The following is a 25696-nucleotide window of genomic DNA, read 5'->3' on the forward strand; positions in this document are numbered from 1 at the left end:
TATCTAATAGATATAATTGTAGCTAAATTTTATTTAGGAGAATAGTATGAAAATATTAAATATATTTATGGCTTCAATTTTAGCTTTAAGTTTAACAGCAACTGCATCTTTTGCAGATTCAGCAAGAGGTCAAAAAGCTTTTATTAAGTTTTTAAAAGAGCCTTGTGGAATGGATGGTGCAAAATTTGCATTAAAACATACTCAAGATGAGTGGAAACAGATAAAAGCTGATGGAAAAGCAGAAGAGGAGATTAAAAAAATTTGCCCAAACTATGAGATGGGAAGTGTAAAACCAAATCTTATAAATAGTATTATGGATTTCTCTATAGAGTTTGCAAGTGATTCAGGAAATGTTCCTTCTTGCTAAATTTCAATTAAGTATAAAGGATTAACTCCTTTATACCACAAAATTATCAAATTTTAAAATAGTATCTTCAGCTAAATCAATCATCTTTATATTAATGTTTCTATACTCAAGATTATCAATATTTATTAAAAACTTATCATAAATATTTGCATATGGATAGAGAATAAAAAATATATACTCCTTACTTCGACTCTCTTTATTTAACTCATTAAACCAAAGAGCTAAAAATGAAAAATAGAGCATTGAAGGATTAAATTTCTCATTTGCTTTTAATCTATTTGAAACTTGTTTATTTAGATAATTATATGCTTTAAATATTGCTTTGATTCTAAAATTACTCTGATTTTGTATATAATAACTACTTGGCTTTAAAACAGAATTTAACTCTTTATAGATATTTTCATTTATATTTAAAAACTCTTCTTCTAGCTCTTTATTAATACCAAAATCAAATTTAACATCTTTATATGAATCAATTAAGTCTCTACAAAATAGTAAAAGTGCTTCTGTTTTTATCTTTGAAATGTTTATAATCATAAGAAATTGTAACTTATTTTTATTAAATATCTATATATATTATAAGATTAAGTTTTTTTAAGATAAAATAATTGCATTTTAATAAAAACAGAAAGAAGGAAATCATTGGAACAAATTGGTTTATTAAAAGATGGTCAAATATATGACCTTCAGACTGCTGAAGCTTTAAGTATCACTGGTGATATTATTAAAGCAGATGACTCAAAAGAGTCATTAGAGATTTTAAGACACTCAACTGCTCACCTTATGGCTCAAGCTATTAAGGAGTTATATCCAGAAGCTAAATTTTTTGTTGGTCCTGTTGTAAATGAAGGTTTTTACTATGATTTTAAAGTTAATAGTAAAATTTCAGATGAGGATTTACCTGCAATCGAAAAGAAAATGAAAGAGCTTGCAGATAGAAAACTTCCTATTACAAGACATGAGACTACAAAAGAGGAGTTTTATGAAAAATTCAAAGATGATGAATTAAAACAAGCTGTTTTAAAAAATATCAAAGATAATACCTTAACTATTTATAAACAAGGTGATTTTGAAGATTTATGTAGAGGTCCTCACTTACCAAATACAAGAATGATTAGAAGTTTTAAACTTACACGAGTTGCAGGTGCTTATCTTGGTGGAGATGAGAAAAATGAGATGATTACAAGAATTTATGGTATCTCATTTTTTGATAAAAAAGCTCTAAATGACTATGTAACTATGATTGAAGAAGCTAAAAAAAGAGATCATAGAAAACTTGGAACTGAGCTTGGATTGTTTACTTTTAATGATGATGTTGGAGCTGGTCTTCCATTGTGGCTTCCAAATGGAGCAAGACTTAGAAGTAAATTAGAGCATCTTTTATATAAAGCTCACAGAATAAGAGGTTATGAACCAGTTCGAGGTCCTGAGATATTAAAATCTGAAATGTGGAAAATATCTGGACACTATGCTAACTATAAAGAGAATATGTATTTTACAACTATTGATGAGCAAGAGTATGGAATAAAACCTATGAATTGTGTTGGTCATATTCAGATTTTTAAAAATGATTTAGTTTCGTATAAAGATTTACCACTTAAATTTTTTGAATATGGTGTTGTTCATAGACATGAGATGAGTGGAGCTATGCATGGACTTTTTAGAGTAAGAGAGTTTACTCAAGATGATGCACATATTTTCTGTACACAAACTCAAGTTAAAGATGTAATATTTGAAGTTTTAGAATTTGTTGATTCTCTTTTAAAACTGTTTGACTTTAAATATGAGATTGAAGTCTCTACAAAACCAGAGAAAGCTATTGGTGATGATATTTTCTGGGAAAAAACAACAAAAGCAATTATGGATGCACTTGATGAAAAAAGTATATCTTATGGAATTGATGAAGGGGGAGGAGCATTTTATGGTCCAAAAATCGATATAAAAATTCTTGATGCTATTGGAAGAAAATGGCAATGTGGAACTGTTCAAATTGATATGAATCTACCATCAAGATTTAAAACTGAATTTATAAATGATAAAGGTGAAAAAGAGCAGCCTGTAATGATTCATAGAGCAATTTTAGGTTCTTTTGAAAGGTTTATTGGAATTTTAACTGAACACTGTGCTGGAGAGTTTCCATTTGCAATTGCTCCAACTCAAGTTATATTTGTACCAATTGCAGAGCCTCATGTTGCTTATGCAAAAGAGTTAAAAAAAGAGCTTTTAGAAAATAGTATTGATTCAAGCATTTATGATATGAATGAGAGTCTAAACAAAAGAATTAGAATGGCTGAAAAACAAAAAGTTCCTATGATTGTTGTAATTGGAGATGAAGAAGTTGCAAACAATATGATAGCTTTAAGAGATAGAAGAAAAAGAGAGCAATCAAATATAAGCAAAGATGAGTTTATAAGTAATCTAAATAAAATACTAAAAGGAAGTAAAATTTGAGTAAAGATAGAAGAAAAGACGATGTAATTATGAATGAGGACATCACAGCAAAAGAGCTTAGATGTACAAGTGATAGTGGTGAAAACTATGGAATTATTCCAACTTCACAAGCTCTTTCGCTTGCAGATGAACTTGGACTAGATTTAGTTTTAATAGCTCCAGATGCAACTCCTCCTGTTGCAAAAATCATGGACTATAGCAAATTTAAATATCAACAAGAGAAAAAGAAAAAAGAGGCTAAAAAAAATCAGAAAGTTATTGTTGTTAAAGAGATAAAACTATCTGTTAAAATTGCTGAAAATGATATTAGCTATAAAGTAAAACATGCTAGAGAGTTTTTAGAAGAAGGAAATCATGTTAAATTTAGAGTTTTTCTAAAAGGTAGAGAGATGTCAAATCCTGATGCTGGAGTTGAAGTTTTAAATAAAATTTGGACAATGGTTGAAGATATTGCAGTTATGGACAAAGAGCCAAAACTAGAAGGAAGATACGTAAATCTTCTAGTAACTCCTAAAAAAGACTAAACTATTTCTAAATATAAAAGAGATTTCCTCTCTTTTATATTATTCTATTTTTAAACTTTTATTAATATATTTTTAAGTATAATGCAAAACTTTTTCATTATGAAAATGCAAATTTATATGAAAGGATTTCTTTATGCCAAAGATGAAAAGCGTTAAAGGTGCTGTTAAAAGATTCAAAGTAAAGAAAAATGGAACTATCAAAAGAGGTTCTGCTTTTAGAAGCCACATTTTAACTAAAAAAACTCAAAAAAGAAAAAGAAATTTGAGAGGACCACAAACTGTACATAGTACAAACTTAAATGGTGTTCTTTCAACTTTATGTTTAGCGTAATTACTAAAATTATTTAGTAATTTTGTCCCTCCAATTTATTGGACAAGTTCAGCAAATGCTGACACCTTATTAAAAATAACGGTAAAGAAAGGAAAAATATGCCAAGAGTAAAAACTGGTGTTGTAAGAAGAAGAAGACACAAAAAAGTATTAAAATTAGCAAGAGGTTTTTATAGTGCTAGAAGAAAACACTTTAGAAAAGCTAAAGAGCAATTAGAAAGAAGCCTTGTTTATGCTTATAGAGATAGAAGACAGAAAAAAAGAGATATTAGAAAGCTTTGGATTATAAGAATCAATGCAGCTTGTAGATTAAATGATATTAGCTACTCAAGATTTATAAATGGTCTTAGATTAGCTGGAATTGAACTAGATAGAAAAATTTTAGCAAACTTTGCTATGAATGATTCTGCTGCATTTGCAACTTTAGTTTCTCAAGCTAAAGCAGCTCTTAAATAATAAATTTGCAATAAATAATAAAAAAGGGAGGGTTTTAAAATCCTCCCTTTTTTTATATCTAATTTATAAACAAGCCCTTACTCTAAAGGCTCATTTACATCAATTTTACAACTATTTCCACTACACATAACATTTGCATCAAAATATAAGATTTCACTCATATCAACACCTGCTTTTTGTAATTTCATCCAAGCCTCCAAAGATCTTGATCCTGCAGTACAATGAAATACAACAGTTTTACCCTTTGGTAATTTTGCTAAAAGCTCTTTTGCACTCAATTTTTCAGCTTCAATATTTATTGAACCTTTAATATTTCCCTTTTTGAAATCTTTAGCTGGTAAAACATTTACTATTTGAATATTTTTTGGAACTTTATTTTCTAAAATAAGTGCTTTTAACCACTCACCATCAATAGTACCCTCATCACTTCCAAGTTTTGCTCCATTTTTACTAAACTCTTTTTTCTCTTTTTTGGGTTTATTATCAATATTTTTAGAAGCACTTGCTGTTGTTGGAAGAGACTCTTTTTTCCATTGAGGAACTCCACCTGCATAAACAACTACATTTTTATAATCCAAATCATAAAGCTTTGATGCGACAATATGAGATTTTTCACAAACAAATCCTGAGCAAAATACTAATATTTTTTCACTCTTATTTATAGGAAATCTTCCAACTAACTTATCAAAAGATGTGTCAGGAATTGAGATACTTCCAGGAATTGTCTCTTTTAAAAACATTGTGTATGGTCTTGCATCTACTAAAAGAGCGCTATTATTTTCATAATATGTTTTTGCAACAATAGTTCCAACTTCTAAATAACTTTTTTTAGACCACTCAGGTTCACCAGCACTATAAACCTTAACATTTTTATGACCCTTATTTTTTAATAAGTTTGCTACTATTGGACTTTTTGTACAGTTATAACCTCCACAAAAAACAATTAGCTCTTTGTTTTTATCTAAAGTTGATATCTGTTTATAATCCTCTTCAAAATTACTATCTTGAATATTTAAACTTGATGGAATTGTTCCTCTTTCATATTTTGCAGTTGGTCTTGCATCAATTAAAACTGCATCAACAGAACCTCTATTTCCAACTCCAATAGCTTTTTTTACATAAGTAAAATCAACTTCTTTGAGTTTATACTTTTGTATTAACTCTTTTACTTCACTTGTAGGCTCTTTTAAAGCAACAACTTCATTTGCATTTAAAAATACAAACATACTTAAAAACAATAGTGCACTCAATAATTTTCTCATTTTAAATCCTTTTTTTAATTCTATTTTTAAGCTCTACCGCTTAACATACCATATTGTGTCATTGGTTTTAACATATACACTTTTAGCAACCACCATATCCATCTCTCTTGAGTTGGATCTAATGGAAACGATGGTGCTGGTTTTGCACTCCAATTAAACTCAGCAAGCATAACTTTTCCAATATCTGTAATCAATGGACAAACTGTATATCCATCAAATTTAGAGCTTAACTCTTTTCCTTCCATTGCAGATATTAAGTTATCCACTAAAACTTTATACTGTTTTCTTACAGTTCCACCTGTTTTTCCCATAGGAACAGCAGCAATATCACCAAGTGAGAATATATTTTTATACTTAACATGTTGCAAAGTCTCTTTATCTACTGGAACCCAACCTCTAGCAGATCCAATTGCAGATTTTCCTATCTCATCAGGTGCTTTTTGTGGTGGTGTTATATGTAAAAAGTCATAAGAAACTTCAATATTTTGACTCTTTTTAATAACTTCATGCTCTTCTAAATCAGGATCATAAGCACCTTTTTCTTCCCAATGTTTATTAAAAATTGCTATTTTATTTGCTACATTTACCTCAACTAAATTATGATTTAAATGCCAATTCATATCTCTTGCTATAAACTGTTTTTCAATAGCATCAGCATACTCTTTAACACCAAATAATCTTCCACTATCATCATAATAATCTAATGAAACATTTGCTCTTGCTTTTGCTTCATTTAGTCTTGAATTCATAAGATACATAACTTTTTTTGGTGCTCCACCGCATTTTACAGCTGTATTTGGAGCTGTATAAACTGCTTTTAAATTTTCACCACTTTTTGCTCTTTGAATAAATTTTTGTGTCTCTTTCCACATATTTTCAGCAGTTTGAATATTGTAAACTGAAGTTATTGAATTATTATTAAAAACATTCAATATTTTTGAAGCATCACCATTTGTATAAGCTTCTCCAATATCTTCCAATCCTTTTATTGCAGCAAAATCAAGTTTAACTCCAGCAGCAACAACTAAAAAATCATATTTCAGAACTTCATCTGAAGACAAAGTAAGCTCATTTGAATCTGGATTAAAATCTACAGCAATATCAGAAATAAGTTTTACACCTTTTGGAAAAAAATCTTTAGTTTCATAAATTAAATCATCTTGTGAATCATAAACTCCTGATGCCAAAAGTGTAGTTCCAGCTTGATATGATACAGATTTAGGATTTGGTTCAATCACTGTAATATCAGGATCTGTTAAACTATTCGCTAATCTAGCAGCAGTAGAAACACCAGCTAATCCTCCACCAACAATTACAATTTTTCCTTTTGCTTCACTAGCGCTTGCAACAGTTGCGGCACTAGCTTGTGTCCCTCCAGCTAAAAATGCTGCTCCACCAAGACCTGCTAATTTAAATGCCTCTCTTCTTGAAATTCCAGCTTTTTTTAGTTCACTATCTATTACTTCAAATGCTTTTTCAAACTCTTTATTTCTCATTTAATTCTCCCTTAAAAAATATAATGATGATATCCAATAAATTATAATAAATTACTTACTAATTATAAGTTATTTTTAATCTTATTTATTTGATCACCTTATAGTTACAAGCTTTTTCATACTCATTTTTATTATTTATATTTATAAACTCATTATCATCATCAAAATTTATAATTTGATATTTTGAATTTTTTACTAAATAGTTTATTTTGTGAATATCGTTTTTGATCATTTTTTCAATAGTTTCATTTAAATTATTTGAAAATACTCCACAAAGATTGTGAGTTCTTTGAGATGTTTGAGCAATTGTAATATCAAAATTATTTGAATTTTTTAGAAGTTTTTTTATTGAAGATATTTTAATTAAAGGTGTATCAACTGTTATTATAAAAACTTTATCAAATTTTTCAAGTATTGTTTGGAGTGCAAGAATTGGAGAGTAGATATCTTGATTTTTATCTAAAATTAGTTTTGATTTATCTTTTAAAAAATCAAATTTATCATTTTTTGAAGAGATATAGATATCTTTAAAATATGGTTTTAATCTATTAAATTGAAACTCTATTAAAGAGTTTGAAGAAGAAAATGGAAGAAGAGATTTATCTTCCCCCATACGAGAGCTTCTTCCTCCACTTAAAATAACACAAGGTATTTCAAATGGATTTATATTCATAATTATAAACTTCTTGGGTCTGTAATATATCCAGAAATTGCACTTGCAGCTGCAACAGCACTATTTGCTAAATATATTTTAGAACTTCTACTTCCCATTCTTCCAACAAAATTTCTATTTGTTGTAGAGATACAAACTTCACCATCTCCTAAAATTCCCATATATCCACCTAAACATGCACCACAAGTTGGATTTGAAACAACTGCTCCTGCATCAACTAAAGTATCAATATATCCAAGTTTTGTAGCATCTCTTAGAATTTTTTGAGTACCTGGAGTTAAAATAAGTCTTACATGCCGTGCAACTTTTTTATCTTTTAAGATTTCAGCAGCAACTTTAAAATCACTCAATCTTCCATTTGTACAGCTTCCAATAAATACTTGATCAACTCTTATATTATCACTTACTGCTTGTGAAACTGAGTGACCATTTGATGGTAAAAATGGATATGCAATTACAGGTTCAAGTTTTTCAACATCTATCTCTATTACTTGACAATAGTTTGCATCTTCATCGCTATAGTGAATTTTTGGCTCTGCTCTTAAGCCATTGTTATTTTTAGCAACTGTATCTAAAAACTCTTTTGTAATCTCATCGTATGCAACAATTCCATTTTTTGCACCTGCTTCAATAGCCATATTACATAAAGAGAATCTGTCATCCATGCTTAAATATTTAATTGTATCGCCTGTAAACTCTAAAGCTTTATATAATGCTCCATCAACACCTAAAATCCTAATAATTTCAAGTATTAAATCTTTTCCAGTTACATATTGTGATGGTTTTCCTTTGAATACAACTTTGATTGATTCAGGAACTTTAAACCAGTTTCCACCTGTAATCATTCCAAAAGAGATATCTGTGCTTCCCATTCCTGTAGAAAATGCTCCTAAAGCACCATGAGTACATGTATGAGAATCAGCTCCAATAATTACATCACCAGGTATTACTAAACCTTTTTCAGGTAAAAGTGCATGCTCAATTCCCATATCTTTTTCATCAAAGAAATTTTTTAAATCGTGCTTCATTGCAAAATCTCTTGAAATTTTTGCTTGATTTGCACTTGCAATATCTTTTGCTGGAATAAAGTGGTCTAAAACTATTGCAAAACCATCTGGATTTGCAAGTTTTTCAAAGCCACCATCTTCGAAAGCTTTTATTGAAATTGGAGTTGTAATATCATTTCCAATTACCATATCAATTTTGCTTCTTACAATCTCTCCAGCAAAAACTTTTTTTCCTACATGCTCACTAAATATCTTCTCAGTTATTGTTTGACCCATTTTTTTATCCTAATTATTTTTTATTTTTTTGAAAATTTAGCATCGATTATAACTAAATTTGTTTAAGCTTTTTCTTTTAGCTTCTTCTCTTTTATGCTTTCCATAATTTGCATATAAATTATAATTGCAACAGATAAATTAATCATTACATCAGCAAAATTAAAAATTGCAAATTCAAAACCATAGTGCCAGTAAAAATAGTCAACAACAGCACCATAAGTAAATCTATCCAAAATATTTGATAATCCACCAGCTGCTAATAGTGCAATTGATATGTAATATTTATAAAAAATATCTCTATTTTTTAATAAATATATAACTCCAATCAAAACTATAAAAAGTTGAATATATTTTAAATATGTATCTAAAAAAGAGAACATAGAGAATGCAACACCATAGTTATATGCTAACTTTAGACTCATCACACTTCCATTTGCATCCCATCCAAAATTTGCAAAACCAAATTTAACAATTTGATCAATTATAAAAACTGCTATGAAAATAGTAAGAGCTATTTTTATCTCTTTTCTCATTTTATAACTCTTTTTTAAAAAACTCAACTAAAAGATTCATTGAGCTCTCAACATCTTTTTTATTTTTACCTTCAAGCAAAAGTCTAATTTTGTTCTCTGTTCCAGAGTATCTAATAAGATCTCTTATCCCTTTTTCTCTTATTGGTTTTAAAATCTCTTCTAAACCTTTAATATCTTTAAGTGGAATTTTCTCATTTACTTTTAAATTTACTAAAATCTGAGGATATAGAGAAAATGGATTTAAAACTTCACTAGCTTTTTTCTTAGATTTAATAATCAAAGCTAAAACTTGAAGTGCAGAGGCTAATCCATCTCCTGTTTTTGCTGCATCTGAAAAGATTATATGTCCACTTTGTTCTCCACCAAAATTTAAACTATTCTCTTTCATCAATTCAAGTACATATTTATCTCCAACATCGCTTCTTAAAAGTTTAATTTGGTTTTGATTTAAATAGTCCTCTAAAGCTTTATTTGACATAACAGTTGCAACACAAGCATCACCTTTTAGAAGTTTCTCATTTTTTAAATATACACTTAATGCACCTATTAATTTATCACCATCAACAATATCTCCATTTTCATCAACAACAACTAATCTATCAGCATCCCCATCAAGTGCAAGTCCAATATCAGCTCTATACTCTTGAACTTGCTTTGCAACATTTTCAGGATGCATAGCTCCACAATTATCATTTATATTAAATCCATTTGGTTTATTATTAATTGTAATTACATCAGCCCCAAGCTCTTCTAAAATTGTAGGTGCAACTTTATATGCAGCACCATTTGCACAATCAAGAACAATTCTAAGTCCTTTTAGTGTTAAATCTTTAGGAAAAGAGCTCTTAATTGAAACAATGTATCTTCCAATAACATCATCTATTCTCTTTGAAGAACCAATATTTTTTCCTGTTGCTTGATTTGATTGTAATTGCTCACACTTATTAAAAATCTCTTCAATAGATTTTTCTGCTTCAACACTTAGTTTATCTCCATGATTATCAAAAAATTTAATTCCATTGTCTTCAAATGGATTATGTGAAGCACTTATCATGATACCAGCATCACATCTCATGCTCTCTGTTAAATAAGCAATTGCAGGAGTTGGCATAGGTCCAATTTGAATAACATCATATCCAACCGATGTAAGACCACTTACAAGTGCATTTTCAATCATATAACCACTTCTTCTAGTATCTTTTCCTACAAGTATCTTATTTGTAGTTGAGTGCTTTCTAAAATGAATTCCAGCAGCTTGTGCAAGTTTTATTACGGTTATTACATCTAAAAACTCTCCAGCTTTTCCTCTAACTCCGTCTGTTCCAAATAGTTTCATTAAATCTTCCTAAAATTAAACTCAATTTAAGTTATTTTGGGTAGTATTCTATCCTTTAAAAATTTACAAAGAGGTTAAAAAAATGGCAAATCATAAATCTTCTGAGAAGAGAGCTAGACAAACATTAGTAAAGACTGAAAGAAACAGATTTTACAAAACAAGAATTAAAAATATCACTAAAGATGTTTTAAGTGCAGTAGAGAGTGCAGATAAAGAGAAAGCTGTTGAAGCTATGAAAACTGCAAACAAATATATTCACCACTGCGTTTCTAAAGGTATTTTAGCAAAAGGTACAGCAGCTAGAAAAGTAAGTAGACTTCAATTAAAAGTAAACGCTATATAATTTATGCTAAAAGACAAACTCCAACCATTTATTGCTAGATTTGATGAGATAACTCAATCTTTAATGAGTCCTGATATAACTAGCGATATTAAAAGAATGACATCTTTATCAAAAGAGCAATCAAGTATTGAACCAATTGTAGAAAAAGCAAAAGAGTACATAAAAGTTCTTGAAGATATTGAAGAGAACAGATTGATGCTTGATGATAGTGAACTTGGAGATTTAGCAAAAGAAGAGTTAAAAGAGCTTGAGCTAAAAAAACCAGTTTTAGAAGAAGAGATAAAAGTTTTAATGATTCCAAAAGATCCAAATGATGATAGAAATATCTATTTGGAGTTAAGAGCTGGAACAGGTGGAGATGAAGCTGCACTTTTTGTTGCTGATTTGTTTAGAGGCTATTTAAGATATGCTGAAAACAACAATTGGAAAGTTGAAATTATGAGCTCAAGCGATAGTGAAGCTGGTGGTTACAAAGAGATAGTAATTCTAGTAAAAGGTGACCATGTTTACTCTAAACTAAAGTTTGAGGGTGGAACTCACAGAGTTCAAAGAGTTCCAGCAACAGAATCTCAAGGAAGAGTTCACACTTCAGCAATTACAGTTGCTGTTATGCCTGAAGTTGATGATGTTGAAGTTGAGATAAATGAAAACGATTTAAAAATCGATGTAATGAGAGCTAGTGGAAATGGTGGTCAATCTGTAAATACTACAGATTCTGCTGTGAGAATTACTCATATTCCTTCTGGTATTGTTGTAACAAACCAAGACCAAAAATCTCAACACAAAAATAAAGAGAGAGCTATGAAGGTTCTTAAAGCAAAACTTTTCGAAATTGAGATGGAAAAAAAGATGGAAGCAGAGGGTGCTAACAGAAAAGAGCAAGTTGGAACTGGTGATAGAAGTGGAAGAATTAGAACTTATAATTTCCCACAAAATAGATTAACTGATCATAGAATCAACTTAACTCTTTACAGACTTGATTACATTTTGCAAGATGGTTTGTTTGATGAAGTGATTGATCCTCTTATTGCTGATCATCAATCAAGACTAATTGAAGCAAACGGTTTATAAATAAAGGCTATTTTACTCTATTTTAGAGTATAGATAGTTTTTGTTTTTTAAGCATAAAAAAAGCCCAACTCCTAGGAGCTGGGCTTTTTTATTGGAAATAACAAATCTTACAATCTTGATTCGTATCTTCTTAGCATATATAATTTTTTAAGCATTTTCTTTCTAGCAGAAATTTTTTGTTTCTTTCTAATCTCTGTCATAGGCTCGAAATATCTTCTTGCTCTAGTTTCAGTTACGATTAGGTTTCTGTCGCATTGCTTTTTAAATCTTCTATACGCTTCGTCAAACGATTCGTTATCTTTAACTTTAATGCCTGGCACTAAAATCACCCTCTTTCTTTTTAAATTTGAGCTTTGATTATATTTAAAAAAATCTTAATATCTATTTAACCTATCTTAATATAAAATAATTCTTTTAAATAAAAGGAATATATTTTGAATTTAACACATATTGATGAGAATAATAGACCAAAAATGGTAGATGTTTCCAATAAAAATGATACAAAAAGAGTTGCAGTTGCAAGTGGAAAGATAACTATGAGCAAAGAGGCATTTGATGCAATTAAAAATAATATTGTAAAAAAAGGTCCAGTTCTTCAAACAGCAGTTGTTGCTGCTATTATGGCAACAAAAAAAACAAGTGAATTAATACCTATGTGTCACCCTCTTTTATTAACAGGAATAAATTGCGACATTGAAGAGTTTGAAAGTGAGCATAGCTTCAAACTATTTGTAACTGCAAAACTAAATGGTCAAACAGGAGTTGAAATGGAAGCATTAACAGGTGTTAGTGTTGGGCTTTTAACAATTTATGATATGGTAAAAGCTATTGATAAATCAATGATAATTTCAGATATTCAGCTTGAGAGTAAAAGCGGTGGTAAAAGTGGAGATTTTGTAAGATGATAGATTTAAGCAATAAAAAATTAGAACTAAATTATCCATGCTCTTGGGAGTATAAACTTGTTGTTTTAGAGAGTTGCAATATTAAAAAATGTGTAAAAGAGATAGTTTTAGAAAGAGAACACACTATTAAAACATCAAAAACTAGTGCAAAAGGTAAATTTAAAAGCTACAACTTAGAGCTTATTGTTCACAATGAGGATGATAGAGTTGAACTTTTTAGACTTCTTGGTGAGCATAGTGATATAAAAATGGTTTTATAAAAATATACAAATTGATAAAATAACTCTACAAAAAAGCCTTTTTATATTATAAAAAATAAGAAAAAAGTAGCTCAATTCTCTTTTAGTGAGTCTGATAAAAATAGACTCATAGAGATGGCTTGGCAAGATAGAGTTTCATTTGATACTATTAAAGAACTTTATGGGTTTAGTGAAAATGAAGTAAAAAATATGATGAGAGATCTTTTAAAAAGAAGTAGTTTTAAAATGTGGAGAAAACGAGTTCAAGGTAGAGCTACAAAACACAAACTAAAAGTAAACTACAAAACAACTAGATTTCAATAAACAAAAGAGTTATTTCCAATTTTGGAAATAACTCTAATTAAAACTCAACAAGCTCTTTTTTAAATAGTTCTTGATTTAATTTTTTAATTGTTGTTTGATAAGCTTTTTTTATTTTCTCACTATCATCCTCTTTAACAAGAGATTTTATCTCATCTATAGTTTTACCCTCTTCAAAAGCAACAAATATTTTATACTCTTTTTTTGTAAACTTTCTTTTTAATACCTCTTGAAGCTCCTCTTCACTCTTTAGAGTTCCTACAAGTTTTTTTACATGTTTTTTTATTGAATTTTCAAAATTCATAATTTTGTTTTCCTTTTTTTAATTTATCCATTTTTTTAAATTTTCTATATCTTTATGAGAAGTCATATCAAGCATAACAGGGGTAATAGATACATAACCATCTTTTATTGCTTCAAAATCACAAGATGCATCAGGACTTGCTCTCCAAATAAGAGGATGAAGTCCAATCCAATAGTACTCTTCTCCTCTTGGATTTATGTGTCTATGAGCATCATTTCCATACTCTCTATATCCAGCTTTTGTAATTTTTATTCCTTTGCACTCATTAGCTTTTAGTGGTGGAATATTAACATTTAAAAACTTTCTTTCATCTAGTGGAAACTCTTTATTTGATATCTTTGTTACAAGATCTATAACAACACCGCAAGCTAATTCAAAACTTTCATCAACAATAAAACTTCTGCCCATATCTTTACAAACTTGAGATACCGCAATTGCTGGAACACCATGTATTACAGCTTCCATAGCAGCACTACAAGTTCCACTATATGTGATATCTTCTCCCATATTTGCACCAATATTTATACCACTTATTACTAAATCAGGTCGGTAACCATTTTTAAAAAGGTGACCTAAAGATAGATATATACAATCTGTTGGTGTTGCATCATCTATTTTATAAAACTCATCATCAAGACTAATTAATCTTAATGGTCTATCCAATGTCAAAGAGTGACCACATGCAGATTTGTTTTTTGCAGGTGCCACTACCATAATTTTTGCAATAGGAGATAATGCTTTTATTAAAGCTTTAAGTCCTACTGCATCATATCCATCATCATTTGTTAATAATATTTTTAGCAATTTTTTCCTTTATTTAATTCTCTATAAAATTTTCAAAACTTCCATTTGAAGAGAAGTTTATCTCAAAATTTGTATCATCTATTTTATCTATTCTTACAGAATCAATACCTAAAATTTGTAGTTTTTCATAAGTTAAAAGCTCACCATCATCTAGCTTTAAAACTTCTCTTAAAATCCACTCTCCAAGCTCTTTGTTTGAATAAGACATCAAAGCTTTTCCACCATCTTGACATATTTTTGATTTCATAATTTTTCCATTTGGTAGTCTTAAATCAAAAGGCTTATCTCTTGCTGGGAAAAAATCTGGATATTTTTTATGAATAATTGCTGGAACAGGAATATAAACTTCATTTTTATCTCTTTTTCTTCCTTTTGCATTCCATTGATTTAATCCACTTCTTTCATATACAATATAATTTTTACCATAAAGTGGAAGATAAATTGTTTGATAACTATTTTTTTGTTTTAAATTAAATCTGTCTATTTTATTTAAATATCCATCTAAAATATCAAGAGGATTTTCTAAAATATCAATATTAAATTCATATATAGTATTTACACTATTAAATCTTTTTGTTAATGTATTTTTTGATGTTAAAAAAGAGTACTCTTCTTCTCCATCATCAAAGCTAATTGAACCTCTGTTTTCTTTAATATTTTTTATTTTAGAAGTATTTATTAGTTTCATATCTTCTTCAAAAATTTTAAATTTTAAATTATCTCTTACAACACAGTGATAAATAGAGTTTTCTAAGTTATGAACTCTTTGTGTAAATTCAATCCTACTATTTCTTAGCTTTGCAATTGTTCTGATTTTATCTTCAAGTGGTAGATTTAAATAGAGTTCTTTATCTTTGCCAAATTCAGCTATTTTTTGAAATGTTTTATTATTTCCAGCTAAAAATGTTTTTAATCCTATTCCTAAATTTTGTTTTTTTGCATCAGCTGAAACATCACTTCTTGATAAATCTTCCGCATCAAAGGCTTTACAAAATATCTTTTCTGCAACCCTATAATATAGATATGGAATTTGTGATTCAGAAAATAGATTTGATAGACTACCAGCAATTTTTAAAAATTTTTCATATTCATCTTTTTGATATTTTTCTTGAGCATTAAAAAACATTTTAAACCTTTAAAAATGAACAATTTATTGATTTTGCAATCTCTTTTATAACTTCTACAACCACACTATTTCCAGCTTGTTTATAAAGTTGTCCATCTGCTATATTTGGTAACTTGAAATTTCTAGGAAAACCTTGAAAATTTAAACACTCTTTTGGAGTTAATTTTCTAATACCTCTATTATCTTTTATAATTGGCACATTATGTCCACCTGTTCCCATATTTGCTGTAAGCGTTGGACAAACTCCACTCTTATTTTCTCTAACATATTTTCTTCGCCATTGATAAATAGAGTCTTTATTTGCTACATCATCTTTTATTTTTTCAAAAAGTGGTTTATTGTTATAATAATATTTATCATCTATTTTTGTTTCAAACATATCATGAATTGATACGTTTTTATTTAAATTATTTGGAAAATCAAAATCAACATTATCCAAAAAAGCGACAATATAAATTCTCTCTCTATTTTGTGGAACTCCGAAATCTTTAGCATTTAAAACTTTTGAGTAAACTTTGTATCCCAAATCTTCAAGTGTCTGTTTTACAACTTTAAAAGTATTTCCTTTATCATGATTTAAAAAGCCTTTAACATTTTCTAAAAATATTAATTTTGGTTTATGATATGTAGCAATTCTAGCAACATCAAAAAACAGAGTTCCTCTTGTATCTTCAAATCCTAGCCTTTTACCAGCAATACTAAAAGCTTGACAAGGAAAACCAGCTAAAATAATATCGTGCGGTGGAATATCTTTTTCATCTATTTTTGTAATATCACCATATGGAACTTCTCCAAAATTTGCATAGTAAGTTTGCTTGGCATATTTATCAATCTCACTTGAAAATACAAATTCAATATTTTTGCCAAAGGCTTCTTGAAATCCAAGTCTTATTCCACCAATTCCTGCAAATAAATCTATTGCTTTAAGACTATTTTTTAAAAAAGATGATGAATTTAAATCTAAATTTCTTTGATTAAAATGACTATTTTCAAACTTTGTCAAAATCTTCCTTTTTTAATTTGAACTATAACAAAAAAATAGAGAATTATCAAAATATATTACAAAATGAAATACTTTTAAAACTTTATTTAGCATCTATTATATAAACCCCTTTTACTTTTAAAATCTCTTTTTCTAAATTATCATTTACCTTTATTCCGCTCTCCAATTCAATATCAGCCAATTTTGATTTTACTAAAATCTTTAGCTCTCTTTTGCCTTGATTATTTACTACTATATCAAATAGTTTGTGCATAATAGACTCATCATCACTAAGAGGAACAGCAATAGTTAAAGGTAAAACTGGCTCCTCTTTTTGTTTAATTTTAACCTTCTCTTTTTGTGCTTCATAAATTGTCTCTATTTTTAAAACATTCATTCTTGTAAATTGCTCTGTTTTTGAAATTCGAACCTTAAAAGCTATTGGTTCATTTAAATCAAAACTCTCTTTTAGCTCTTTTAATTTATCTTCAAATAGCATAAATTCAACTGTTCCATGGAAATCTAAAATTGATACAATTCCAAATTTACTACCTTTTTTTGAGATTTTTTCAACAATCTCCTCTATTTTTCCAACTATTAAAATCTGGCTACCATCTGCTAAATCATCAATTTGTGAAGATAAAGTATAGTTAATCTTATCAATTTTATCTTTGTACTCATCAAGAGGGTGTCCTGAAACATAAAAACCTAAACTAGCTTTTTCAAGCTCCAATATCTCTTTTTGTGAATATTCAGGAAGTCTTTCAAGCTCTATATCTATTGTTGTAAGTTCACTACTATCACCAAATAGTGATCCAAAAGCCATTTTTTTTGCACTTGAGGCTTTATTTGTTGCATCTAAAATTTTCTCTATTTGACTTAAAATTGCATTTCTTGAGTAACCAAAACTATCAAAAACTCCAGCTTTTGCCAATGATTCAATTACTCTTTTATTTACCTTACTTGAGTCAATTCTTGAAATAAAATCTGCTAAATCTTTAAAATCACCCTCTTCTCTTGCTTTTAAAATAGATTTAATGGCTACATCACCAGCACCTTTAATAGCACCCATTCCAAACATAACAACCTCTTTGCCATCTATGTTTGTAGCTGAAAAAACTAGGTCTGATTTATTTATATCAGGTGCAAATAACTCTAATCCTAACCTTTTTACCTCATCAACATATCTTACAACCTTATCTGTATTATCTTTTTCAAGCGTTAATAAAGCTGCCATAAACTCAGCTGGATAATAACACTTTAAATATGAAGTATAAAAAGTAACTAAAGCATAAGCAGCAGAGTGAGATTTATTAAACCCATATCCAGCAAACTTTACAATTAAATCAAAAAGCTCTTCTGCATAAGCTCTTGTAAATCCTTTTTCTTGGGCTCCATCTGCAAATTGACCTTTTAGCTTATCCATCTCCTCTTTAATCTTTTTACCCATTGCTCGTCTTACTAAATCGGCTCCTCCAAGCGAAAAACCTCCAACACTTTGAACAATTTGCATAACCTGTTCTTGATAAACAATTACTCCATAAGTATTTTCAAGTATTGGTTTTAAAACCTCTTCAAGCTCATCATGGAAGTAATCAATTTTTGCTCTTCCATGCTTTCTTTCAATAAAATCATCAAGCATTCCAGACTCCATAGGTCCTGGTCTATAAAGTGCTAAAACGGCAACAATATCCTCAAAATTTGATGGTTTTAATCTTTTACATAAATCCTGCATTCCATCAGACTCTATTTGAAATAGTCCTAATGTATCTCCTGTTTGAATTAAATCATAAACACCTTTATCATTTACATCTATGGTTTTAAAATCTATTATTTTTTGATGTCTTTGTTCTATTAATTTTATAGCCTCATCAATTACAGTTAAAGTTTTAAGTCCAAGAAAGTCAAATTTAATTAAATCCACATCTTCAATATATTTTCCATTGTATTGAGTAGCTATTGTATCAAGTCCACTTGGTTTAAATAGTGGTGTTTTATTCCAAAGTGGTTCATTTGAGATAACCACTCCAGCTGCATGAGTTCCAGCATTTCTATTTAATCCTTCAAGAGCCAAGGCATACTCCCAAACTCTTGCAGCTTGAGGATCTGCTTCACATAGCTCTTTTATTTTTGGCTCTTTCTCCCAAGATGAAGATAAATTTATTCCCAACTCATCTGGAATTAATTTTGCCATAGCATCAGCTTTTGCATAAGGCATATCTAAAACTCTTGCAACGTCTCTAATAACCCCTTTTGCTAAAAGCTTACCAAAAGTGATAATTTGTGCAACGTTTGCACGCCCATATTGCTTAACTACATAATCAATAATCTCACCTCTACGGCTTTGACAAAAATCCATATCAATATCGGGCATTGAAACCCTCTCTGGATTTAGAAATCTCTCAAAAAGTAATCCATAAGGAATTGGGTCAATATCTGTAATTTTTAAACTATATGCAACTAGACTTCCAGCAGCCGATCCTCTTCCTGGACCTACTGGAATTTTCATATCTTTTGCAACTTTCACAAAATCCCAAACAATTAACATATATCCAGGGAATTTCATATTATTTATAATATTTATCTCTGTTTCTAATCTATCTTTATACTCTTGATGTTTATTTTGTGGAACTAGTTTTAATCTATCTTCTAAACCTTTTCTACACTCAAATGCAAATAAAACCTTATCATTTTCTAGTGAATACTCATTTTGTGGTTCTGGGATTTCAATATTAAGTTCTTTTAATTTATCTCTTGTAAATTTAAAGTTTGGTGGAGTTGGATTTCCTAGTTTTATTGTAAGATTACATTTATTTGCAATCTCTTGAGTTGCTTCGATGGCTTCAGGAATATCTGCATAAAGTTTATAAATTTGCTCAGGAGATTTTAAATAAAACTCATGAACACTATGTCTTAATCTATTTGGATCATCATAGAGTTTATTCATTGCAATGCACATAAATGCTTCATGTGCATCAGCATCTTTTTGCTCTAAGTAGTGAGTATCATTTGTTGCAACTACTTTTATTCCAGTCTCAGCAGAGATTCTTAAAATCTGGTCATCAACAAAAAGTTGATCACTAATTCCATGTCTCATAATCTCTAAATAAAAATCATCTCCAAATATCTCTTTATATTCCAGTGCTACTCTTTTTGCCTCTTCATAACCCTTTGAACCATTTTTTACATTTCGTTCATTTTGAGTATTTAAATGCCAATTAACTTCACCTTGTAAACAAGCAGCACTACAAACAAGACCAGAACTATGCTCTTTTAAAAGCTGTTTATTGATTCGGGGATAGTAATAAAAACCTTCCATATATGCTTTTGAACTAAGATACATAAGATTTTTGTATCCCTCTTCATCTTTTGCATAAAGGCATAAGTGAAATCTTTGTCTATTTGTTTTATCACTCAAATCTTCACTATTATGAATATAAGCCTCCATTCCAATTATTGGCTTTATTCCTTCAGCTTTCATAGCGTTGTAAAAATCTATTGTTCCAAACATATTTCCATGGTCAGTCATAGCAACGCTTGTCATTCCAAGCTCTTTAATCTTTTTAGCTAGTGGTTTTATTTTGTTTGCACCATCAAGTAGTGAATACTCTGTATGCAGATGTAAATGTGTAAATTGTGGTATTTTTGACATATTCTATAAATCTTCTATTTTATTTTTTAAGTAAAGATTTTATCTAAAATTTTATTGAGAAGATATTAATATAATATAAGCCCTAAGAGAGCTTATATTAATTATGCTAAAAGTCCTGTTTTAACTTGAAAATAAATATCATCACCTTTTAAAGTTTTTACTATCTCCAAAGCAAAATCAACAGCAGTTGCTGGTCCTCTTGAAGTGATTACATTATTATCAGTAACAACATTTTTATCATCACGATAACCATCATCTTTTATCTTTTTTTCAAAACTAGGATAGCAAGTATAGTTTTCGTTTAAAACTCCTGCTTTGTGTAGTGCATAAGGAGCTGCACAAATAGCTCCTATTTTTTTGTTTTTCTCTTTAAACTCTTTTAAAAGTCTTTGAACGTCTTTATCTTCTGCTAAAGTAAAAGCATTTGGAAGACCACCTGGAAGAACTATCATATCAAAATCACTTGAATCTACTTCAGTTATTTTTTTATCCATCTCTATTTTAATATTATGAGCACCAACTAAGTTTTTACCTTCAACTCCAGCAGTTATAACTTCAATTCCCGCACGACGGCAAATATCAATTATACTAACAGCTTCTATCTCTTCAAAACCATTTGAAATTGCTACTAAAATTTTTGACATAAAATCTCCTTTATTAATTTTCTAAAATATTATATATAAAATTGTTTATAGTAGCTTATATAAAGTTGTTGTAAGTATATTTTAAATAAAATCTTAAGAATTTATAAAGAGGATAGCATATGTCTAAAAAGTTTTTAAGATTTTCAATTCTTTTGGCAGTTATTTCTGTATTCGCAGGGTGTAGCCATAAAAATAAAGATACTAAATCTGAATATGATAGAGTTAAATCTATGAGTGATGGTATGAACATTGCAAACTTTAAACAAAACAAAGTTGTAATGCAAAACACTCTTGAAGCAACTATAGCTTCTTTGGCTACTCAGATGGTAACTAATAGAAAAGTTGATACAAACAAATCAATTATTGTAACTTCTTTTGTACAACTTGATAAGTTTAAACAAACTTCAGAGTTTGGAAGAGTTATAGGGGAGAGTATGATTGATGAGCTTTCAAATAAAGGCTTTAGCGTTACAGAGTTTAGGGGACAATTAGCAGTTTCTGTAAATGATAAGGGTGAATATTTTCTATCAAGAGAGAGAAAAAGCTTAAAAAGTGAAATTCCTAGCAACTATGTTGTTGTTGGAACATACTCAAGACAGCTTGGAAAGATAATTCTAAATGCAAGAATTATTGATAATATCACTGGAAAAGTAATCTCAAGTGCAAGAGCTACATATAATCACAATTATGCAAATGATTGTGTTATATTTGGTGATTGTCCACCTTTAAGAACAATTAAAATAGTTGATGAGAAGAGATAAGATGCCTCAACTATTTTTAAAGAAGCTAGGGCTAATTTTAGCTCTAGCTTTTTTTTCTTTTTTTCTTGTATCTTGTTCATACAAAAACCCAATTACAAAAGCTACAAATTTTCACTTAATGATTACAAATATGGTTGATAAACCATCTTTAAATTTAAGTAGACATATCTATTTGGATGATGTTGTTTTAGTTTCAGACTTTGTAAATGTTGATAACTTAAAAAATCGTTCAGAACTTGGTTTTTTATTATCAAATATGTTAAAAGATACATTGGCTTCAAAAAATATTATTACTAGAGAAGTTGAACTTACAAAAGAGTTTGAGTTTGGTAAAAGTGGTCTGAATGTTTTAACAAGAGAGCATAAAAAGATATTATCAGATGAAGTTGATTCAAGATATGCACTTGTTGGCTCTTACTCAATTACAAGTAAAACTTTAAATATTTTTATAAAATTAATAGAGCTTAGAAGTGGAAATATTGTAGGTAGTGCATTTGAGAGAACACAAATTGATGATGAGATTTTAAATCTCGAAGGATTTCTTAATCCAGAAAATCAAAAAGAGCTTGAAAAAGAGAAGTTCTTAAGAGAGAATACTAGAAGACCTTTGGTTTTATAGTATCTCTTGAATTAGAAATTGAGGTTTAACAACTCCTCTAAACTCATTTTTTGATATTGACAAAACCAAATCTAAACTCTCTTTTAAATCTAAACTCTTTTCGTTAAATTTAATTGCTTCAAATAAATATCCATCACTATTTAAAATCAACTTTAAATGATTTTTATCTCTTCCAATTAGTTCATATTTAATTAAATTTGCATTTGAAACTTTAAATATAGGTCTCTCATTCTCTAAACCATATGGTTCAAAACTCTCAATAATATCTAAGAACTCTAAATCAACACTTTGAACATCTAACTCACCCAAAGTTTCAAGCTCATCGTGAAGATTATCTTCAAAGTTATCTAAACTCTTATTTATAATATCTTTAAACTCTTCAAGTTTTAAAGCATTCAAAGATAATCCAGCTGCATTTTTATGACCACCAAAACCATTTAAAATATCTTTTGCATTTGAGATTAAATCATAAAGATTTATTGAAGAGTTTGCTCTAGCACTACCTTTTGCAAGATTATCTTTTATTGAGAATATAAAGGCTGGTTTTTTATATTTATTTGATAATTTTGAAGCAACTATTCCTATTACTCCTTCATGCCAATCTTCACCCCAAACAACAATTGCTCTATCTTCATTTTTAATCTGACTTTGTGCTTTTAAAGTAATCTCTTCTTGTAGTGCTTTTCTATAATTATTTAACTCATCCAATAAAGCTAAACTCTCATAAGCACTATTTTGTGATTTTGATAATAAAAACTCTAAAGCAATAGATGCATCATCCATTCTTCCAGCACTATTTATCTTTGGTGCTATCATAAATCCAACATCATCAGATGCCAAAATATCTTTTGCTAAGCTTTGATTTAATAGTTTAAAAGCCTCTCTTGAAGAGAGTTTCATCTTCTTTAAACCCTGTTTTACCATTGTATAATTAAGAGTTGTCATTGGCATAATATCTGCAATTATTGCCAAAGATAGAAGATCTAAAAAACTTGACATATCAACATTTAAATTCATCTGCTTTTTTATTGCAGCACAAAAATACCAAGCTACTTGAGCTCCACAAATCTCTTTAAACTCAAAATTGCAATCTTTTTGTTTTGGATTAATAATTGCAAGAGCAACTGGGAGTTTATCTCCTACAGTGTGGTGATCTGTTATGATTAAATCAATATTTTTATCTTTTAAAATGATAGATGCTTCATAAGCACTTATTCCATTATCAACTGTAATTACTAAGCCACTATCTATCATATCTGCAATTTTAGGAGATAAGCCATATCCATGTTCAAATCTATTTGGAATTATATAATCAACTTTTACACCAATAAAGTCAAAAAACTCTAACATAATTGTAGTTGATACAACTCCATCAACATCATAGTCACCAACTATAGTTATTTTTTCCTTGTTTTCTATAGCCTCTTTAACTCGTTTTGATGCAATATCTATATCTTTAAAACTGTTTGGAGATGGTATTGATGCAAGCTTTGAATATGGATTATTCAAATGTCTTGCATTTAAGATTTCAAAAAGCTTCTGCTTTGTAATTTTCGACATTATTTTGGTTTATTAGCCTGTTTTACAAACTCTAAAATAATTGGATTTGGTGTCTCTAAGTGAGATGTAAACTCTGGATGGAACTGTACTCCAACAAACCAAGGATGATCTTTTAGTTCAACCACCTCAATAAGCCCATTTGACTCTCCACTTACAATCATTCCAGCCTTCTCTAAAGCCTCTTTATATTTTGGATTTGCTTCATATCTATGTCTATGTCTTTCAAAATATTGATCTTTGTCTCCATAAGCTTTTTGTAATTTTGAGCCTTTTAGCGGAGTAAATGGATACTCTCCTAGTCTCATAGTTCCGCCCATTGGTGATTTACTAGTTCTTAATTGTTTATGTCCACTTTGATCTATAAACTCATCAATTAAATATATCATTGGATTTGCTGTGTTCTCATCAAATTCAACAGAGTTTGCATCTTCAAGTCCTAAAACATTTCTTCCAAACTCAACAATTGATAGTTGCATTCCAAGACAAATTCCTAAAAATACAATATTATTCTCTCTTGCATATTGAATAGCTTTTAATTTACCTTCAACACCTCGTGCTCCAAATCCACCAGCAACTAAAATTGCATCAACATTTCCAATAACTTCATAAACACCTAAATCTTCAATTCTTTCACTATCACACCAATGAATATTTATTTTTGTATTTAAGTGAGCTCCAGCGTGAATTAGTGACTCAACTAAAGATTTGTATGACTCTTTTAAATCAAGATATTTACCAACTAAAGCAATATTAACCTCATCTTGAGGAACTAAAATATTTTTAACTAAAGTATCCCATTTTTCCATATTTGGTTTAATTTTAATATTAAAATGCTCTTGAAGAGGGTTTAAAATACCATCTTTTATAAAATGTAGTGGCATTTGATAAATAGATTGAGCATCACCAGCTTCAATAACTGCATTTCTATCAATATCACAAGATAGTGCTAATTTATCTTTTAAGGCTTTTGGTAACTCTTTTTCTGTTCTACAAACTAACATATGAGGAGTAATTCCAATTCTTCTTAACTCTTGAACTGAGTGTTGAGTTGGTTTTGTTTTAAGCTCACCAGCTGCTTTAATATAAGGAACTAAACTAACATGAATATTCATTGTATTTGTTTTTGGAAGTTCATGTCTAATAGATCTAATAGCTTCTAAAAATGGAAGACTCTCTATATCACCAACTGTTCCACCAATTTCAATAATTAAAAACTCATTCCCTTCAGCAGCAGCAAAAATTCTACTTTTTATCTCATCAACAACATGAGGAACAACTTGAATAGTTTTACCAAGATATCCACCTTCCCTCTCTCTTTTAATTACACTTTGATAAACCTGACCAGTTGTAAAACTATTCTTTTTTGTTAAAGTTCTATCTATAAATCTTTCATAGTTTCCTAAATCAAGGTCAGTTTCAGCTCCATCAGCTGTTACAAAAACTTCTCCATGCTCTAATGGACTCATAGTTCCAGGATCCACATTTAAGTACGGGTCAATTTTTAACATACTTACCTTAAAACCAGATTGTTTTAAAATTGCAGCAATGGATGCAGAAGTTATTCCTTTTCCTAAAGAACTTAAAACACCACCCGTTACAAAAATGAATTTTGTCATAAAAATACTCCGTTAAATTTAATAAGTTTGAAAAATAT

28 protein-coding genes are annotated in these 25696 nt (G+C 29.2%); 12 read left to right on the forward strand and 16 right to left on the reverse strand.

The genetic code is table 11. The annotated features are described in order from the left end of the window. The first annotated feature begins 46 nt into the window (after nt 1–46). Nucleotides 47–367, forward strand: a complete 321-nt coding sequence (locus tag WC168_RS02150; protein ID WP_115588028.1) for a cytochrome C — start codon at nt 47–49, stop codon at nt 365–367. Nucleotides 368–397: 30 nt separating this feature from the next. Here WC168_RS02150 and WC168_RS02155 read toward each other — a convergent pair whose 3' ends face one another. Continuing rightward, nucleotides 398–904, reverse strand: a complete 507-nt coding sequence (locus WC168_RS02155) for a hypothetical protein (RefSeq protein ID WP_066351886.1) — start codon at nt 902–904, stop codon at nt 398–400. Between the two features lie 105 nt (nt 905–1009). Between WC168_RS02155 and thrS the strand changes: the two genes are divergently transcribed. From thrS to rplT, 4 genes are all read left to right on the forward strand, one after another. Then, nucleotides 1010–2818, forward strand: coding sequence for a threonine--tRNA ligase (thrS, locus tag WC168_RS02160; protein WP_372617278.1), 1809 nt, complete (start codon nt 1010–1012; stop codon nt 2816–2818). 29 nt (nt 2819–2847) lie between these two features. Further along, a complete protein-coding gene (gene infC / locus WC168_RS02165) occupies nt 2848–3342 on the forward strand; it encodes a translation initiation factor IF-3 (protein ID WP_371317584.1) in 495 nt (164 codons plus the stop codon). A 133-nt stretch (nt 3343–3475) separates the two neighbouring features. After that, nucleotides 3476–3673 (forward strand): 50S ribosomal protein L35, encoded by a 198-nt coding sequence (gene rpmI / locus WC168_RS02170; RefSeq protein ID WP_066157004.1) that lies wholly within the window; start codon nt 3476–3478, stop codon nt 3671–3673. A gap of 98 nt (nt 3674–3771) precedes the next feature. Continuing rightward, nucleotides 3772–4128, forward strand: a complete 357-nt coding sequence (gene rplT / locus WC168_RS02175; protein WP_066159323.1) for a 50S ribosomal protein L20 — start codon at nt 3772–3774, stop codon at nt 4126–4128. 77 nt (nt 4129–4205) lie between these two features. Here the strand turns inward: rplT and WC168_RS02180 are convergent, their stop codons facing one another. The 6 genes from WC168_RS02180 to glmM form a co-directional block, all read right to left on the reverse strand. Further along, complete coding sequence (locus WC168_RS02180) at nt 4206–5390, reverse strand: rhodanese-like domain-containing protein (protein WP_319046432.1); 1185 nt, start codon at nt 5388–5390, stop codon at nt 4206–4208. A gap of 26 nt (nt 5391–5416) precedes the next feature. After that, nucleotides 5417–6886 (reverse strand): NAD(P)/FAD-dependent oxidoreductase, encoded by a 1470-nt coding sequence (locus tag WC168_RS02185; protein WP_372617281.1) that lies wholly within the window; start codon nt 6884–6886, stop codon nt 5417–5419. 85 nt (nt 6887–6971) lie between these two features. After that, complete coding sequence (mobA, locus tag WC168_RS02190) at nt 6972–7559, reverse strand: molybdenum cofactor guanylyltransferase MobA (protein WP_066159331.1); 588 nt, start codon at nt 7557–7559, stop codon at nt 6972–6974. Between the two features lie 2 nt (nt 7560–7561). Then, nucleotides 7562–8842 carry a 3-isopropylmalate dehydratase large subunit gene (gene leuC / locus WC168_RS02195; protein ID WP_372617283.1) on the reverse strand — a complete coding sequence of 427 codons (1281 nt, stop codon included), beginning with the start codon at nt 8840–8842 and terminating at the stop codon, nt 7562–7564. A 62-nt stretch (nt 8843–8904) separates the two neighbouring features. Then, complete coding sequence (gene lspA, locus WC168_RS02200; protein WP_066159337.1) at nt 8905–9375, reverse strand: signal peptidase II; 471 nt, start codon at nt 9373–9375, stop codon at nt 8905–8907. A 1-nt stretch (nt 9376) separates the two neighbouring features. After that, entirely contained in the window at nt 9377–10711 is a 1335-nt protein-coding gene (glmM, locus tag WC168_RS02205; protein ID WP_066351902.1) for a phosphoglucosamine mutase, read from the reverse strand. 82 nt (nt 10712–10793) lie between these two features. Here glmM and rpsT point away from each other — a divergent pair, with 82 nt between their 5' ends. Together rpsT and prfA are read left to right on the forward strand one after the other, a co-directional pair. Further along, entirely contained in the window at nt 10794–11054 is a 261-nt protein-coding gene (gene rpsT / locus WC168_RS02210; protein ID WP_066159343.1) for a 30S ribosomal protein S20, read from the forward strand. A 3-nt stretch (nt 11055–11057) separates the two neighbouring features. Further along, on the forward strand, nt 11058–12125 hold the full coding sequence (prfA, locus tag WC168_RS02215) for a peptide chain release factor 1 (RefSeq protein WP_372617286.1): 1068 nt from the start codon (nt 11058–11060) through the stop codon (nt 12123–12125). Nucleotides 12126–12232: 107 nt separating this feature from the next. On the opposite strand, the gene rpsU is transcribed toward prfA, so the two are convergent. Beyond that, the gene (gene rpsU / locus WC168_RS02220; RefSeq protein ID WP_004511155.1) at nt 12233–12445 is read right to left on the reverse strand and encodes a 30S ribosomal protein S21; all 213 of its coding nucleotides are present in this window, start codon (nt 12443–12445) and stop codon (nt 12233–12235) included. Nucleotides 12446–12559: 114 nt separating this feature from the next. On the opposite strand from rpsU, the gene moaC reads away from it, so the two are divergent. The 3 genes from moaC (at nt 12560) to WC168_RS02235 (ending at nt 13593) form a co-directional block, all read left to right on the forward strand. Then, nucleotides 12560–13030, forward strand: coding sequence for a cyclic pyranopterin monophosphate synthase MoaC (moaC, locus tag WC168_RS02225; RefSeq protein WP_066159347.1), 471 nt, complete (start codon nt 12560–12562; stop codon nt 13028–13030). Continuing rightward, a complete protein-coding gene (locus WC168_RS02230) occupies nt 13027–13290 on the forward strand; it encodes a YbeD family protein (protein ID WP_066159351.1) in 264 nt (87 codons plus the stop codon). The genes moaC and WC168_RS02230 overlap by 4 nt, the downstream gene beginning before the upstream one ends. Before the next feature lie 108 nt (nt 13291–13398). After that, nucleotides 13399–13593 (forward strand): TIGR03643 family protein, encoded by a 195-nt coding sequence (locus WC168_RS02235; RefSeq protein ID WP_228137741.1) that lies wholly within the window; start codon nt 13399–13401, stop codon nt 13591–13593. 37 nt (nt 13594–13630) lie between these two features. Here WC168_RS02235 and WC168_RS02240 read toward each other — a convergent pair whose 3' ends face one another. From WC168_RS02240 to WC168_RS02265, 6 genes are all read right to left on the reverse strand, one after another. After that, the gene (locus WC168_RS02240; protein ID WP_066159356.1) at nt 13631–13894 is read right to left on the reverse strand and encodes a hypothetical protein; all 264 of its coding nucleotides are present in this window, start codon (nt 13892–13894) and stop codon (nt 13631–13633) included. Between the two features lie 18 nt (nt 13895–13912). Beyond that, nucleotides 13913–14698, reverse strand: a complete 786-nt coding sequence (gene surE / locus WC168_RS02245) for a 5'/3'-nucleotidase SurE (protein ID WP_372617290.1) — start codon at nt 14696–14698, stop codon at nt 13913–13915. A gap of 13 nt (nt 14699–14711) precedes the next feature. Then, on the reverse strand, nt 14712–15824 hold the full coding sequence (locus tag WC168_RS02250; protein ID WP_372617292.1) for a restriction endonuclease: 1113 nt from the start codon (nt 15822–15824) through the stop codon (nt 14712–14714). A gap of 1 nt (nt 15825) precedes the next feature. Beyond that, nucleotides 15826–16827: a DNA cytosine methyltransferase gene (locus WC168_RS02255; protein ID WP_372617293.1), complete on the reverse strand. Its 1002-nt coding sequence runs from the start codon at nt 16825–16827 to the stop codon at nt 15826–15828. Between the two features lie 82 nt (nt 16828–16909). Continuing rightward, nucleotides 16910–20458 carry a DNA polymerase III subunit alpha gene (dnaE, locus tag WC168_RS02260; protein WP_372617295.1) on the reverse strand — a complete coding sequence of 1183 codons (3549 nt, stop codon included), beginning with the start codon at nt 20456–20458 and terminating at the stop codon, nt 16910–16912. A gap of 101 nt (nt 20459–20559) precedes the next feature. After that, nucleotides 20560–21102: a DJ-1 family glyoxalase III gene (locus tag WC168_RS02265; protein ID WP_066409467.1), complete on the reverse strand. Its 543-nt coding sequence runs from the start codon at nt 21100–21102 to the stop codon at nt 20560–20562. A gap of 119 nt (nt 21103–21221) precedes the next feature. Here WC168_RS02265 and WC168_RS02270 point away from each other — a divergent pair, with 119 nt between their 5' ends. Together WC168_RS02270 and WC168_RS02275 are read left to right on the forward strand one after the other, a co-directional pair. Continuing rightward, entirely contained in the window at nt 21222–21863 is a 642-nt protein-coding gene (locus WC168_RS02270) for a FlgO family outer membrane protein (protein ID WP_372617297.1), read from the forward strand. 1 nt (nt 21864) lies between these two features. Further along, nucleotides 21865–22482 carry a FlgO family outer membrane protein gene (locus tag WC168_RS02275; protein ID WP_164698902.1) on the forward strand — a complete coding sequence of 206 codons (618 nt, stop codon included), beginning with the start codon at nt 21865–21867 and terminating at the stop codon, nt 22480–22482. Here WC168_RS02275 and recJ read toward each other — a convergent pair. Continuing rightward, entirely contained in the window at nt 22477–24042 is a 1566-nt protein-coding gene (gene recJ / locus WC168_RS02280; protein ID WP_066355435.1) for a single-stranded-DNA-specific exonuclease RecJ, read from the reverse strand. The genes WC168_RS02275 and recJ overlap by 6 nt on opposite strands. Then, a complete protein-coding gene (locus WC168_RS02285; protein WP_372617300.1) occupies nt 24042–25658 on the reverse strand; it encodes a CTP synthase in 1617 nt (538 codons plus the stop codon). Before WC168_RS02285 ends, recJ begins: the two co-directional genes overlap by 1 nt. Between the last annotated feature and the right edge of the window lie 38 nt (nt 25659–25696).

Origin of the sequence: Aliarcobacter sp., assembly GCF_041672065.1 — a bacterium.
In the GTDB taxonomy this organism is placed as follows: Bacteria; Campylobacterota; Campylobacteria; order Campylobacterales; family Arcobacteraceae; genus Aliarcobacter; species Aliarcobacter skirrowii.

Excerpts from the sequence above, each read along its gene's own strand:
- rpmI (WP_066157004.1), top strand. The coding sequence starts at position 3,476 with ATGCCAAAGATGAAAAGCGTTAAAGGTGCTGTTAAAAGATTCAAAGTA.
- WC168_RS02285 (WP_372617300.1), bottom strand. The coding sequence starts at position 25,658 with ATGACAAAATTCATTTTTGTAACGGGTGGTGTTTTAAGTTCTTTAGGA.
- WC168_RS02265 (WP_066409467.1), bottom strand. The coding sequence starts at position 21,102 with ATGTCAAAAATTTTAGTAGCAATTTCAAATGGTTTTGAAGAGATAGAA.
- mobA (WP_066159331.1), bottom strand. The coding sequence starts at position 7,559 with ATGAATATAAATCCATTTGAAATACCTTGTGTTATTTTAAGTGGAGGA.
- lspA (WP_066159337.1), bottom strand. The coding sequence starts at position 9,375 with ATGAGAAAAGAGATAAAAATAGCTCTTACTATTTTCATAGCAGTTTTT.
- WC168_RS02240 (WP_066159356.1), bottom strand. The coding sequence starts at position 13,894 with ATGAATTTTGAAAATTCAATAAAAAAACATGTAAAAAAACTTGTAGGA.
- prfA (WP_372617286.1), top strand. The coding sequence starts at position 11,058 with ATGCTAAAAGACAAACTCCAACCATTTATTGCTAGATTTGATGAGATA.
- WC168_RS02180 (WP_319046432.1), bottom strand. The coding sequence starts at position 5,390 with ATGAGAAAATTATTGAGTGCACTATTGTTTTTAAGTATGTTTGTATTT.
- WC168_RS02275 (WP_164698902.1), top strand. The coding sequence starts at position 21,865 with ATGCCTCAACTATTTTTAAAGAAGCTAGGGCTAATTTTAGCTCTAGCT.
- dnaE (WP_372617295.1), bottom strand. The coding sequence starts at position 20,458 with ATGTCAAAAATACCACAATTTACACATTTACATCTGCATACAGAGTAT.
- WC168_RS02250 (WP_372617292.1), bottom strand. The coding sequence starts at position 15,824 with ATGTTTTTTAATGCTCAAGAAAAATATCAAAAAGATGAATATGAAAAA.
- WC168_RS02185 (WP_372617281.1), bottom strand. The coding sequence starts at position 6,886 with ATGAGAAATAAAGAGTTTGAAAAAGCATTTGAAGTAATAGATAGTGAA.
- recJ (WP_066355435.1), bottom strand. The coding sequence starts at position 24,042 with ATGTCGAAAATTACAAAGCAGAAGCTTTTTGAAATCTTAAATGCAAGA.
- rpsT (WP_066159343.1), top strand. The coding sequence starts at position 10,794 with ATGGCAAATCATAAATCTTCTGAGAAGAGAGCTAGACAAACATTAGTA.
- infC (WP_371317584.1), top strand. The coding sequence starts at position 2,848 with ATGAATGAGGACATCACAGCAAAAGAGCTTAGATGTACAAGTGATAGT.
- WC168_RS02230 (WP_066159351.1), top strand. The coding sequence starts at position 13,027 with ATGATAGATTTAAGCAATAAAAAATTAGAACTAAATTATCCATGCTCT.
- WC168_RS02270 (WP_372617297.1), top strand. The coding sequence starts at position 21,222 with ATGTCTAAAAAGTTTTTAAGATTTTCAATTCTTTTGGCAGTTATTTCT.
- rplT (WP_066159323.1), top strand. The coding sequence starts at position 3,772 with ATGCCAAGAGTAAAAACTGGTGTTGTAAGAAGAAGAAGACACAAAAAA.
- WC168_RS02150 (WP_115588028.1), top strand. The coding sequence starts at position 47 with ATGAAAATATTAAATATATTTATGGCTTCAATTTTAGCTTTAAGTTTA.
- WC168_RS02155 (WP_066351886.1), bottom strand. The coding sequence starts at position 904 with ATGATTATAAACATTTCAAAGATAAAAACAGAAGCACTTTTACTATTT.
- leuC (WP_372617283.1), bottom strand. The coding sequence starts at position 8,842 with ATGGGTCAAACAATAACTGAGAAGATATTTAGTGAGCATGTAGGAAAA.
- glmM (WP_066351902.1), bottom strand. The coding sequence starts at position 10,711 with ATGAAACTATTTGGAACAGACGGAGTTAGAGGAAAAGCTGGAGAGTTT.